The sequence below is a fragment of the Paraburkholderia sp. BL21I4N1 genome (genome assembly GCF_002973525.1).
In the GTDB taxonomy this organism is placed as follows: Bacteria; Pseudomonadota; Gammaproteobacteria; order Burkholderiales; family Burkholderiaceae; genus Paraburkholderia.
Genome location: NZ_PVEN01000004.1, coordinates 448,038 through 460,707 on the forward strand (window position 1 = coordinate 448,038; position 12,670 = coordinate 460,707).

General features: G+C 63.6%; 12 protein-coding genes and 1 tRNA gene. 4 read left to right on the forward strand and 9 right to left on the reverse strand.

The window, feature by feature from the left end; translation table 11 throughout:
• Positions 1–62: 62 nt before the first annotated feature.
• Positions 63–845: a tRNA (guanosine(46)-N7)-methyltransferase TrmB gene (trmB, locus tag B0G83_RS14460; RefSeq protein WP_105508058.1), complete on the forward strand. Its 783-nt coding sequence runs from the start codon at positions 63–65 to the stop codon at positions 843–845.
• A gap of 107 nt (positions 846–952) precedes the next feature.
• Here the strand turns inward: trmB and B0G83_RS14465 are convergent, their stop codons facing one another.
• The 3 genes from B0G83_RS14465 to B0G83_RS14475 form a co-directional block, all read right to left on the reverse strand.
• Positions 953–1,789 carry an undecaprenyl-diphosphate phosphatase gene (locus B0G83_RS14465; RefSeq protein ID WP_105508059.1) on the reverse strand — a complete coding sequence of 279 codons (837 nt, stop codon included), beginning with the start codon at positions 1,787–1,789 and terminating at the stop codon, positions 953–955.
• A 79-nt stretch (positions 1,790–1,868) separates the two neighbouring features.
• Positions 1,869–2,462: a DUF1439 domain-containing protein gene (locus B0G83_RS14470; protein ID WP_105508060.1), complete on the reverse strand. Its 594-nt coding sequence runs from the start codon at positions 2,460–2,462 to the stop codon at positions 1,869–1,871.
• A 28-nt stretch (positions 2,463–2,490) separates the two neighbouring features.
• A complete protein-coding gene (locus B0G83_RS14475; RefSeq protein ID WP_105508125.1) occupies positions 2,491–2,826 on the reverse strand; it encodes a YkgJ family cysteine cluster protein in 336 nt (111 codons plus the stop codon).
• 337 nt (positions 2,827–3,163) lie between these two features.
• On the opposite strand from B0G83_RS14475, the gene hemN reads away from it, so the two are divergent.
• Positions 3,164–4,549, forward strand: a complete 1,386-nt coding sequence (hemN, locus tag B0G83_RS14480) for an oxygen-independent coproporphyrinogen III oxidase (RefSeq protein ID WP_105508061.1) — start codon at positions 3,164–3,166, stop codon at positions 4,547–4,549.
• A 106-nt stretch (positions 4,550–4,655) separates the two neighbouring features.
• Positions 4,656–4,740: transfer RNA gene (locus B0G83_RS14485), tRNA-Leu, on the forward strand.
• An 82-nt stretch (positions 4,741–4,822) separates the two neighbouring features.
• On the opposite strand, the gene B0G83_RS14490 is transcribed toward B0G83_RS14485, so the two are convergent.
• Both B0G83_RS14490 and B0G83_RS14495 read right to left on the reverse strand, forming a co-directional pair.
• Positions 4,823–5,236 (reverse strand): ACT domain-containing protein, encoded by a 414-nt coding sequence (locus B0G83_RS14490; protein ID WP_105508062.1) that lies wholly within the window; start codon positions 5,234–5,236, stop codon positions 4,823–4,825.
• An 11-nt stretch (positions 5,237–5,247) separates the two neighbouring features.
• Positions 5,248–6,633: an amino acid permease gene (locus tag B0G83_RS14495; RefSeq protein ID WP_105508126.1), complete on the reverse strand. Its 1,386-nt coding sequence runs from the start codon at positions 6,631–6,633 to the stop codon at positions 5,248–5,250.
• A 215-nt stretch (positions 6,634–6,848) separates the two neighbouring features.
• Between B0G83_RS14495 and B0G83_RS14500 the strand changes: the two genes are divergently transcribed.
• Positions 6,849–7,829: an alpha/beta fold hydrolase gene (locus tag B0G83_RS14500; RefSeq protein WP_105508063.1), complete on the forward strand. Its 981-nt coding sequence runs from the start codon at positions 6,849–6,851 to the stop codon at positions 7,827–7,829.
• Between the two features lie 118 nt (positions 7,830–7,947).
• On the opposite strand, the gene poxB is transcribed toward B0G83_RS14500, so the two are convergent.
• The 4 genes from poxB to gsiD all read right to left on the reverse strand — a co-directional run bounded on the left by poxB (position 7,948) and on the right by gsiD (position 12,670).
• A complete protein-coding gene (poxB, locus tag B0G83_RS14505) occupies positions 7,948–9,672 on the reverse strand; it encodes a ubiquinone-dependent pyruvate dehydrogenase (RefSeq protein WP_105508064.1) in 1,725 nt (574 codons plus the stop codon).
• A 168-nt stretch (positions 9,673–9,840) separates the two neighbouring features.
• The gene (locus tag B0G83_RS14510; RefSeq protein ID WP_105508065.1) at positions 9,841–10,674 is read right to left on the reverse strand and encodes a M55 family metallopeptidase; all 834 of its coding nucleotides are present in this window, start codon (positions 10,672–10,674) and stop codon (positions 9,841–9,843) included.
• Entirely contained in the window at positions 10,674–11,768 is a 1,095-nt protein-coding gene (locus B0G83_RS14515) for a P1 family peptidase (protein ID WP_105508066.1), read from the reverse strand. The genes B0G83_RS14510 and B0G83_RS14515 overlap by 1 nt, the downstream gene beginning before the upstream one ends.
• Positions 11,765–12,670, reverse strand: a complete 906-nt coding sequence (gene gsiD / locus B0G83_RS14520; protein WP_181156860.1) for a glutathione ABC transporter permease GsiD — start codon at positions 12,668–12,670, stop codon at positions 11,765–11,767. Before gsiD ends, B0G83_RS14515 begins: the two co-directional genes overlap by 4 nt.

Consider the following 12,670-nt stretch of genomic DNA (forward strand, 5'->3'; position numbering starts at 1 on the left):
CGAGCGCAGCGTACATACGCCGCCCGAGCCGCGCAGCCCTGACCCTTGTAGCAGCATCGACAATGATCCACGATCCCAACGACGCCGGCCTGCCGGACGACCTCCCTACGCCTTCCAGCGCGACCGACACCCCGCCCGCCATCGACGACGGCGCCGCGCCGCAAGGCGAAGCCCTGCACCTGCGCCGCATCCGCAGCTTCGTGACACGCGCCGGCCGCGTCTCGACCGGCCAGCGCCGCGCAATGGACGAACTCGGTCCGCGCTTCGTGGTGCCGTACACACCGCAACAACCCGACTGGAACAGCGTGTTCGGCCGCACCGCGCCGCGCGTGCTGGAAATCGGCTTCGGCATGGGCGCGACCACGGCGGAGATCGCCTCGCACCGCCCTGACGACGACTTCCTCGGCGTCGAAGTGCACGAGCCCGGCGTCGGTGCGCTGCTGAAACTGATGGGCGAACAGAATATGTCGAACATCCGCATCATTCAGCACGACGCGGTGGAAGTGCTCGAGCAAATGATTGCGCCGGACAGCCTCGACGGCGCGCACATCTTTTTTCCGGATCCGTGGCACAAGGCGCGTCATCACAAGCGCAGGCTGATCCAGCCGAAGTTCGTCGCATTGCTGGTGTCGCGGCTGAAACCGGGCGCCTATCTGCACTGCGCCACCGACTGGCAAAACTACGCCGAGCAGATGCTCGAAGTACTGGGCGCGGAACCCGCGCTAGCCAATACGGCCGACGGTTATGCCCCGCGCCCCGACTATCGTCCGGTGACCAAGTTCGAGCGCCGTGGGTTGCGGCTCGGACACGGCGTCTGGGATCTCGTATTCCGCAAACGCGGCTGACGGCAACGTCTCACGCGCGTCGCTAGAAACCCCTGTTGAAAAGCAAAAAGGTCCGCAAACGCGGACCTTTTTTCATGGTTAAAGCTAAATACCCGGCGCGAGAAAACTTAATCCGCCCAGCTCAATGCACCGCTGTAACCCACCAGCAGGATCAACAGGCCGAAGCCGATCCGATACCACGCAAACACCGTGAAATCGTGCGCGGCGATATAGCGCAGCAACCAGCGCACGCAGGCGAACGCGCTGACAAAGGCCGCCACGAAGCCGAGCGCGAAGCTGCCGAGCGCGTCGGCGGAAAGCAGGTGCCAATCTTTATAGAGCTCGTAAGCCGTCGCGCCGAAGATGATCGGAATCGCGAGGAAAAACGAAAATTCAGTGGCGACGCGGCGCTCGAGACCGAACAGCATCCCGCCGATGATCGTCGAGCCCGAGCGCGACATGCCCGGAATCAGCGCGAAACATTGCGCGAGGCCGACTTTCAACGCGTCGAGCGGGCGCAGATCGTCGACGTTTTGCACGCGTGCCGGCACATTGCCGCGCGCGCGCTGACGCGCTTCCGCCCACAGGATCACCACGCCGCCCGCCACCAGCGCGAACGCGACCGGCACCGGTGAAAACAGCGCCGCCTTAATCGACTTCTCGAACAGCAAGCCGAGCACGACGGCCGGAATCGTCGCGATGATCACGTTCAGCGCGAAGCGGCGCGCGTCGGGACGGCTCGGCAAGCCGGCCACCACGCTGCCGATACGTCGCCGGAACTCCCAGCACACAGCGAGAATGGCGCCGAGCTGGATCACGACATCGAAGGTTTTCGCGTGGTCGTCCGTGAAGTTCAGCAGACTGCCCGCGACGATCAGATGCCCGGTGCTCGACACCGGCAAAAATTCCGTCAACCCTTCGACGACGCCCAGAATCAGCGCCTTGCAAGCCATTAGCCAGTCCATCCGTGACCCTCATCGCGGTAAATAATCGGAACGACAGGGCCGGCACGGTCAGGCGCGGCCCTGACGGCCGCGCGCCACGTCATTTTTCGACGATCTGCACGCGTATGCCGTTTGTAAGGATTGTGATTGTACCGGGTTCGTAATTCACGCCGGCAAATTGCAACTGTTCGGGCTTAAAGGTGTAAATCGGATAGTTGGTCAGCAACTGGGTGGCGAGCACCGCCGCGGCGGCGCTGATCTGCTGCGTATAGGCCTGCGCCTGGCCGCTGACGCTGACGTTGTCGACGTTCGGCGACTTCAGGACGACCGATTTGCTGGCGGCGTCGTAAGCGAGTTCACTCGATAGCGTGAAGACGCCGTCAACCGGCTGCGGCATGAACGGGCTCGCGAAACGCGCGTCGAGCTTTACCGAGATGCGGTTCGCGTCCGGCAGGAAACCGACCACGGGATTGGACAGCGCGACGTCGAATACTTGCGAAACCGTGCGCTGATACGGGAATTTGCGCTGCACCGCGTCCTGCACCTGCTGCTGCGAGAACGTGTAGTGCGAAGGGATGAACGGGAAAGTCGGCGTCGCGCAGGCGGTCAGCGAGACGGTGATGCCCAGCGCGCTACAGCATGTCAGCGCGGCGAGCAGAAAGCGGCGCCGGGCCGGCGCGGTGGGTTCAATCATGCGGAATCTCCTGGGAAAAGCGGTTCGTTCATGCGGTTCGTGTCGAGGTGGTTGTGTCGACACGCGGCCGGGTTTGCACTTCGAGTTGCGTCAGCCATGCGAGGGCTTCGCTGCGCTCCGTGCCGCACATTTCCGTCTGCGGTTGCAGACCGGAACAGCACGCCGGCCGCTCCGGCCGACCGAAGATCGCGCAGCGCAGATCGTCGCCGAGTTGCACGCAGCGCACGCCGGCCGGCTTACCGTCGGGCATGCCGGGAATCGGACTCGAAATCGACGGCGCGATACAGCACGCGCCGCAATCGGGCCGGCAGGCGTGACCTGCGACCCGAAACGGCGACTCGCGTTTCCCCGTGCCTTCCTGCACGGCTTTTGGCGCCGGGTTTCGCACGCCGATTTGCCCTTCGAATTGCCCGTCATTTCGCACTTGATCTTTCACTTCGTTCACCACGTCATTCGCCGCGTCACCCATGCCGTTTTTCCCAAACCACGCACCGCCATCATCCTGTAGACCCGCATTGTGCCATCGCATTCCATGCGACCTTTTTACGCAATCCAGCAAACGGTCGCTCACGTAAACTCGAAAGATCACAAAGGCCGCGCTCAACAGGCAGCGACCCTCGGCGTACGACCCGACCCGATCCGCTCGGGCGAAGCGCGCCCGAGCCTGCCTCTTCCGGGTGGCCAACCAACCCGAGCCCCTCATGACCACCGCCGAGTCGCTGTTCCGCCCCGATCTGCTCGCCAAATACAGCGCGAACGGTCCACGGTATACGTCCTATCCGACCGCGCTGCAGTTCCACGATACGTTCGATCCCGCCGACTACCTGCGCGCCGCCGCCGACCCGGGCGCCGCCACGACGGACCTGTCGCTGTACTTCCACATCCCGTTCTGCGACACCGTGTGCTTCTACTGCGGCTGCAACAAGGTCGCGACAAAAAACCGCGCCCACGCGCGGCCCTATCTCGACCAGTTGAAGCACGAGATGGCGTTACAAGCTGCCTGTTTCGACACGCGGCGTCCGGTGTCGCAGCTGCATTTAGGCGGCGGCACGCCGACCTTCCTCTCGCACGACGAAATGGCGGAGTTGATGGCCGCCGCGCGCGAACACTTCGCGTTGCTGCCCGAAGCGGAAGGCGAATATTCGATCGAAGTCGATCCGCGTGAAGCCTCGCCCGACACCATCGCTCATTTACGCACGCTCGGCTTCAACCGCCTCAGTCTCGGCGTACAGGATTTCGATCCGGTCGTGCAGCAGGCCATCAACCGCATTCAGCCGCTCGAGATGACCGGGTCGGTGATGCAAGCCGCGCGCGAGACCGGCTTTCATTCGATCGGCGTCGATCTGATCTACGGGCTGCCGCATCAAACGGTCGAGAGCTTCAGCCGCACGCTCGACACGATGCTCGAACTCGCGCCGGATCGGCTCTCGGTGTTCGCTTACGCGCATATGCCGCAGCTCTTCAAGATGCAACGGCAAATGGACCCGGTCACGCTGCCGTCGCCGACCGTGCGGCTCGCGCTCCTGCAACGGGTGGTGGAGCGATTGACCAGCGCGGGCTATGTGTACATCGGCATGGATCACTTCGCGCTGCCCACCGACGAGCTCGCGCGTGCCCAGGCGCAGCGTACCTTGCACCGCAATTTCCAGGGCTACAGCACGCGCGCGGAATGCGATCTGATCGGCTTCGGTGCGTCGTCGATCGGCAAGGTCGGCGACGTCTACGCGCAGAACATCAAGGATCTGCCCGGCTACGGCGCGGCGATCGACGCCGGCCGGCTCGCGATCACACGCGGCGTGCGCCTCACGGCCGACGACCGTCTGCGCCGCGACGTGATTACGCAACTGATGTGCAATCTGGAACTCCGCTTCGACGAATTCGAAGCGGCCTACGGCATTCGCTTCGCCGACACGTTCGAGCCCGAGCTGGAGCGTCTGCGCGGTTTCGAAGACGACGGACTGGTCACGCTCGGCGCCAGCAGGCTCGAAGTGCGGATGGCCGGACGCATGCTGGTACGCAACATCGCGATGGTGTTCGATCGCTACCTCGGCCAGCAGACACTCGAGCGATTTTCGCGGACGGTTTGACGGCATGGCGGCCGAATCGAGCAACCGGCTTGCCCGTCGTCCGATTTTTTGCCATAATCTGCGTCTTCGCCGCGCGCCATGTTCCGACGCGTGTGCTGCAAGACCTGCCCAGGTGGTGAAATTGGTAGACGCAGGGGACTCAAAATCCCCCGCCGCAAGGCGTGCCGGTTCGATTCCGGCCCTGGGCACCAAATCGAATTCAAGTTCGACCAGTTAGTTTGAATAAAACCCGCGAGAGCATAAAGCTTCGCGGGTTTTTTCATGCGCGCGTGGTTATGCTTCCGCCGCGTCGGGTGGCGCCGACAACGCACGCAAGATCGTCATCGCGTCATCCACACGCTCGGCCGGCACGAACAGATGGTCGTGATAAAAGGCCGACACCACGTTGCACGCAATTTGCGCTTGCGCCAGCTTCGTCGAGATCACGGCCAGAAACCCCACGGCGGCAAGGTCCGAATGAACCGTCAACGTAATCATGCGCGCGGTGAAGTCGTAGGCAATGCCGAGGCGGTCGGCATCCGACTGATCGAGAATCGCGGTCAGGCCTTCGGCCTCGTGGAACAGGCAGACCGCGTCGACGCCCACCGGCATCCGGCGATCGGCAATGCTACAGAAAACATAAGCCGGCGCGGCGACGATCGGCGTCATGTCGCGTAGCAACTGTTCGAGATCGCGGCTCGCTTCCATCGCTTTCCTCCTTATCGCCCTGCCACTCGCGCGCCGCCTTGCAGCGCCGCGCGCCGGCGCTTGAACACATAGCCGACCCACATCACCACCAGCCACGCCGGCACGAGCCACACCGAGACCGACAACCCCGGCGTCATGGCCAGAATCACGAGCACCAGCGCCATGAACGCGAGGCAGATGTAGTTGCTGAGCGGGAACCAGATCGACTTGAACACCAGCGTCTCGCCCGCCGCCACCATCGCCTTGCGCGACTTCAGATGCGTCAGGCTGATTAGCGCCCAGTTCAGCACCAACGCGGCAACCACCAGCGCCATCAGCAAACCGAGCGCTTCGGCCGGAATCAGATAGTTGACGATCACGCAGGTGAACGTGGCGAGCGCCGACAAACCGATTGCCATATACGGCACGCCACGGCGGTCGACCTTCATCAGCGCGCGCGGCGCGTTGCCCTGCTCCGCGAGACCGTAGAGCATGCGGCTATTCGCATACACGCCGCTGTTGTACACCGACAGCGCCGCCGTCAGCACCACCACGTTGAGCACGTTCGCGGTCAGCGTCGAACCGATCTGAGAGAAAATCATCACGAACGGGCTGCCGCCAGCCGCCACTTCATTCCACGGATACAGCGAGAGCAACACCGTCAGCGAGCAGATGTAAAAAATCAGGATCCGATAGATCACCTGATTCACCGCTTTCGGAATGCTTTTTTGCGGCTGATCGGCCTCGGCTGCCGTGATACCGATCAACTCCAGGCCGCCGAACGAGAACATGATGACGGCGAGCATCATGAAGAGGCCGTGAAAGCCGTGCGGGAAGAAGCCGCCATGAGTCCACAGATTGGTGATCGACGCTTGCGGACCGCCGTGACCGCTGAACAGCAGATAACCACCGAACAGAATCATGCCGATCACCGCCACCACCTTGATGATGGCGAACCAGAATTCGGTTTCGCCATACGCCTTGACGTTGGCGAGATTGATCGCATTGATGGCGACGAAGCACACCAGCGCCGACACCCACGCCGGCACGCCGGGCCACCAGTAATGCACATAGGTGCCGACCGCGGTCAGCTCGGCCATGCTCACGAGCACGTACAGCACCCAGTAATTCCAGCCCGACAGAAAGCCGGGAAAGTCGCCCCAATATTTGTACGCGAAGTGGCTGAATGAGCCGGCCACCGGTTCCTGCGCAACCATTTCGCCGAGCTGCCGCATGATCATGAAGGCGATGATGCCGCCGATGGCGTAGCCGAGAATCATCGACGGGCCGGCGGCCTGCAACACGCTGGCGGAGCCGAGAAACAGGCCGGTGCCGATCGCGCCGCCCAGCGCGATCAACTGGATATGGCGATTCTTGAGCCCGCGCTTCAGGCCGTCTTGCTGCTGTGCACTATTCAACATTGCGCCCCAGTGTATGGATATCGATCACCCGATCGGACTTATGGTCCCTGCCGGGCACAACCCGAAATTTTACCGTGGCCGATATAAGTCAAATACTGGGAGCAACCCGCGCTTCGTTCAGCGCCGCACTTAACGGCGCGGTTAGGGATTGTCACTGGCCTGGGGCTTCTGTATGGTCGCCTAGTCGAGCTTCCCGCCTTCGGAGATTCAACATGTTGCCCAAACGCCTGCTTTGCGCCGCTGTTTTGTGTCTCTGTTTCGCGGGGACAGGCGTGCGCGCCCAAACCGCGGCGCCTGCCGAGGCGCCCATGGCGACACCCAACGTGGCACCCGCTCCGGAACCCGTCGACGAACCCGGCATGGAAGCCAGCGCGCCCGAAGCGCCCGCTTTACCCGCTGCCCAGCCGCCTATGAAGCCGCCCACACCTGCGGCGCCAGCACCCGCCCCAACACCCAGCGCCGCCGCCCCCACACCGCCCGCCGTGCCGATGACCGGCCCCGTACGCAACATCGTGCTGGTGCATGGCGCGTTCGTCGATGGGTCGAGCTGGAACGGCGTGGTCGCCAAACTGCAGCAGAAGGGTTATCACGTGAGTTCGGTGCAAAACCCGCTGACGTCCCTCGCCGACGACGTCGCCGCGACCCGTCGCGTGCTCGCGCGGCAGGACGGACCGACCATGCTGGTAGGCCATTCGTGGGGCGGCGTGGTGATCACCGAAGCAGGCGCGAACGCGCCGAATGTAGCGGGTCTCGTGTACATCGCGGCGATTGCGCCGGACCTTCACGAGTCGGCCCAGGATCTGATGAAGCGCGCCGAGCCGATGCCGGCGGGCAAGGCGATCATTCCTGACGCGAGCGGTTTTCTTTGGCTCGATCGCACGAAATATCATGCGGACTTTGCCGCGGACGTACCCGAGAATCTCACGCGCGTACTCGCCACCGCGCAGGTGCCGATCGCCGCGAAGGCCTTCAGCGAAACGGTCAGTCACGTAGCGTGGAGAGAAAAGCCGTCATGGTATGTGTTGACGACCAAAGACCGCGCCGTATCGCCGGACGTCGAAAAATTCATGGCCGACCGAATGGGCGCGAAGATCGTGCCGATGGCGTCGAGCCATCTCGCGCCGGTGTCGCATGCCGCTGCGATTGCCGATGTGATCGATCGCGCGGCGCGGGAATTGAGCCGGCAGCAATAGCGGCTTACGCTCGGTTCGTGCGTATGCGCGGCAACGTGACCGCGCATACGCCAGCTAACTTATTACGCGATCCGATCGCGCTTCAGTGGCCGTCGAACCACTTCAGTACTTCAGTACTTCAGCGCAGATTCGTCGTCGCCAATTCGACGATCTCGTCACCGCGTCCGTTCAGCACCGCCTTCAGCATATAAAGACTGAAACCCTTCGCCTGCGCCCATTCAATCTTCGGCGGCATCGCGAGTTCATGCTTCGCGGTCGTCACGTCGATCACCGCCGGTCCCGGATGCGCGAAGGCCTCGCGCAGCGCCGGTTCGATGTTCTCCGACAGTTCGATACGAACACCGTAGATGCCCGCGCCGCGCGCAATCGCCGCGAAGTCGGTGGTTGCGAGATCCGTGCCGGCTTCCAGATAACCGCCCGCCTTCATCTCCATCGCGACGAACCCGAGCACGCTGTTGTTGAACACCACGACCTTGATCGGCAGATCGAGCTGACGCGCGGTAAGCAGATCGCCGAGCAGCATCGACAGCCCACCGTCGCCGGAGAGCGAAATCACCTGGCGGCCCGGCTCGGCGGCTTGCGCACCGAGTGCCTGCGGCATCGCGTTCGCCATCGAGCCGTGATTGAACGAGCCATGCAAACTACGCTTGCCGTTCATGGTCAGATAGCGCGCGGCCCAGAGCGTCGGCGTGCCGACGTCGGCGGTCAGCACGGCGTCTTCGTTCGCGACCTTGTCGATGATGCTGGTGAGGTACTGCGGATGAATCGCGCGTCCCGGCGCGGACGGACGCGCCAGATCGTCGAGCCCCTTGCGCGCATCCGCGTAGTGCTTCAGCGCGTTATCGAGGAAGCTTCGATCGGTCTTGCGCTTAAGCTTCGGCAGCAACGCCTGCAACGTCGCCTTGACGTCGCCGACCAGACCCAGCTTCAACGGCGTGCGCTTGCCGAGCGCGGAGCCGTTGCGATCGATCTGCACCACGTTGCCGTGCGACGGATAGAAGTTGCGATACGGAAAGTCGGTGCCGAGCATCACGAGCGTGTCGCACGACATCATCGCGTGATAGCCGGAGCTGAAACCGATCAAGCCCGTCATGCCGACGTCGAACGGGTTGTCCCACTCCACGTACTGCTTGCCGCGCAACGCATGCACGGTCGGCGCGCCGAGCTGGTCGGCGAACGCCACCACTTCGTCGTGCGCACCCGCGCAGCCGCTGCCGCACAGCAGCGTCACGGCGCCGGCCTGATTCAGCAGATCGGCGAGACGGTCGAGATCGGGCTCGGACGGCGTCACGGTCGAGCGTTCCAGCGTGCCGGACCATGCCGGCGCTTCGTCGGGCGCGTCGCTTAGTGCAACGTCGCCCGGCAGCACGATCACCGCGACGCCGCGCTCTTCGATCGCGGTTCGCATGGCGCGCGCCAGCACGCGCGGAAACTGCGACGGGTTCGTCACCAGCTCCACGTAGTGGCTGCACTCCTTGAACAACTCCTGCGGATGGGTTTCCTGAAAGTAGCCGAGACCGATTTCCGACGACGGAATGTGCGCGGCAATCGCGAGCACCGGTTGATGATTGCGGTGACAGTCGTAGAGACCGTTGATCAGATGCAGGTTGCCGGGGCCGCAACTGCCCGCACAGACGGCAAGCTTGCCGGTTGCCGCAGCATCCGCGCCGGCGGCGAAAGCCGCGACCTCTTCGTGACGCGTGTGCATCCAGCGAATCGAACCGACGCGCTGCAGGCTGTCCGACAGGCCATTCAGGCTATCGCCCGTCACGCCCCAGATGCGTTCCACGTCCGCCGCGGCCAAGGTTTTGGCCAGATAATCCGCAATAGTCTGCTTACCCATGCTGTACTCCGCTCAGTGAGAAAGACCGTACTTTTTGGAAAACAGAGAGTACCGCTTCCTCGTCGAACGTGTTCTGTGGGTGCCTTTTTTACAGTCGGCAGCGATCCGTAAGCGAGTTGAAATTACCGCGCCTGATGACATGCCACCGGAGCGCGGCCGTCCATACGGCTAGCGCAGCATGAACGACATCGCGGACAGGCAGTTCAGCATGCGCACCATGTGCTCCACCGACGCCGCGTCGAAACGCAGCGTGACCGCGTCGACGCGCATGAGCGTCGGCCATTGGCAGAACAGATCGGCGAGCGCGCTGGTCTGCACGCGCAGTTCGCACGCAACCGGCTGCGCCACCGCGCGCGTGGCCTGCTCCGCACGGCCTCCGCCGAGATGTTGCCGGACCACTTCGCGCGCCGCCGTTTCGATCGCCTCGCGCGCGTTCGCCGGCGACTGCGTCACACCGCTCGCCTGACCCGTCGCACGCTTGGTGACCACAAAACGCGCGCCGGGAAAACGCGGCGCGGTTTCTTCGGCGAAAACATCGTCGCCTGACAAAAGCGCGACCTGTGCGCCATATTCTTCCGCCAGCGCGCCGTAAATGCCCGCCTCGCCGACTTCCACGCCGTTCAGCGATACGCGTGCGAAGGCGAAGCTGTTGATCGTATGCGCAAGGATGCCGCGCGTTTGCGACATGGCGTGATAGCCGATCATGAAAACCAGCGCCGCGCCGTATTCGAGCCCGGCCATCATGCCGAGCGTGCGCGGTTTGCCGAGCACCACCAGCGCGCGTGGATCGAGCAGATCGGGCAGCAGATTGCGGAAGCCGCCGTGCGAATCGTTGATCCACACTTGCGTGGCGCCGCCAGCGAACGCGCCTTCGATCGCGGCGTTGGCTTCGAGCGTCATCCAGCGGCGCGCGGCTTCGTATTCGCCGTTGCCCGCGCGCGTTTGTTCGGGATGAAACACACCGGCCACGCCTTCGATGTCGGCGGAAATGAGGACTTTCATCAGCGAGCGGAGTTGAGTAGTTGAGAGAGATCGGGCGCGCTGTCGTGGAGCGAGAGACGTCGATGGCCGTCGCGTCCGGTCACTGGCGCAGCGCGCCACAACGCGTCGACAATGGCCTGCTCGACGCTGTCCGCGCAAGCGCGAAACAGCGGGTCCAGACGTTCGTCGGCGAGTAGCGGCGGCAGCGTGACGAATTGCGCTTCATGCGGCACGGTGTAGGCGGTTGAAAACGCCAGGGCGATATCGCCGCTGCCGTGGCCGTACACCGAGCCGGTGCGCGCGAGACCGGCGGCCGCGCGTTGCGAGAGACGCTTGAGTTGACGGGCGTCGAGCGGCGCATCGGTGGCCACGATCATGATGATGGAGCCTTGCTCGGGCTTCATCCTGGCCGAAGCGTTCGTGGCCGAAGCGTTCGCGCCTGCAGTCGCGCGTTCGCTCAGCATGCGGCCGAGCGGCACACCGTCGAGCGTCAGCATCGGCAAGCGGCCGAAGTTCGCCAGCACCAGCGCGCCGACGGTATAGCGGCAACCCGCCGCCTCCGCCACGCGCGACGCGTTGCCAATCCCACCCTTCAGATCGAAGCACGACATACCGCGCCCCGCCCCCACCGAACCGCTGGCAACCTCGGTGCTCGCGGCCGCGTATGCGTCGTCGAAATGCTGCGAGCCGACCGCCATTGCCTGGATATCGTTCAGATAGCCGTCATTGCACTCGAACACCAGTGGATTCAGGGTCGACCACTCGCGCCCGATGCGCGGATTCGCACGAATCGCCGCACGAATCTGCGCTTGCGCAACGGCGGCGACACCGAACGTATTGGTCAATGCAATTGGCGTTTCCAGCGTGCCGAGTTCGTCGACCTGCACGAGCCCGATGCTTTTGCCGAAGCCGTTGATCACCGACACCGCGGCCGGCACCTTGTCACGAAACGGATCGCCGCCATGCGGACGAATCACGGTCACGCCGGTTTGCACCGCGCCTGCGTCGAGCGTGCAATGTCCGACGCTCACGCCCGGCACATCGGCGATCGTGTTCAGCGGACCGCGCGGCAAAGCGCCGACATGCGGCGCGTTGTCAGCTGCGGACCGGCTCATGCGCGGTCGAGCTTCGGATCGAGCGCATCGCGCAGACCGTCGCCGAGCAGGTTGAACGCGAGCACGGTGACGAAGATCGCCAGACTCGGAAACAGCGCGATATGCGGCGCGGTGACCATATCGGCGCGCGCTTCATTAAGCATCGCGCCCCACTCGGGGGTGGGCGGTTGCGCGCCGAGTCCGAGAAACGACAGGCTCGCGGCGGTAATGATCGAGGTACCGATACGCATCGTGAAGTACACCACGACCGACGAAATCGTCCCCGGCAAAATATGACGCACGATGATGGTCCAGTCCGACGCGCCGATACTGCGCGCCGCTTCGATATACGTGAGCTGCTTGAGCATCAGCGTGTTGCCGCGCACGAGCCGCGCGAACGCCGGAATACTGAAGATCGCCACCGCGCAGATCACGTTGATCATGCCGTTACCGAGAATCGCCACCACGCCGATGGCGAGCAGAATGCCGGGGAACGCGAACAGCACGTCGGCCACCCGCATCACGATACGATCCCACCAACCTTCGTAATAGCCCGCCAGCAGACCGAAGAACGTGCCGATCAGCGCGCCGATCGCGACCGACAAAAAGCCCGCCTCCAGCGAAATGCGCGAGCCCGCCAGAATGCGGCTGAAAATATCGCGGCCCAGCGAATCGACGCCGAACCAGTGCGCCGCTGAAGGACCGGCATTCAACGCGTCGTAGTCGAAGAAATTCTCCGGATCGTACGGCACCAGATGCGGCGCGGCGATCGCGACCACGATCAGCAGCAACACGAAAATGCCGGCGCCGAGCGCCACATGCTGCTTACGGAATTTGCGCCAGAACTCGCTCCACGGCGTGCGGATCGTTTTCTCGGCGATGGCGGCCTTGGCCGCATTCGCCTCGGTTGCGGAGATGCTCAT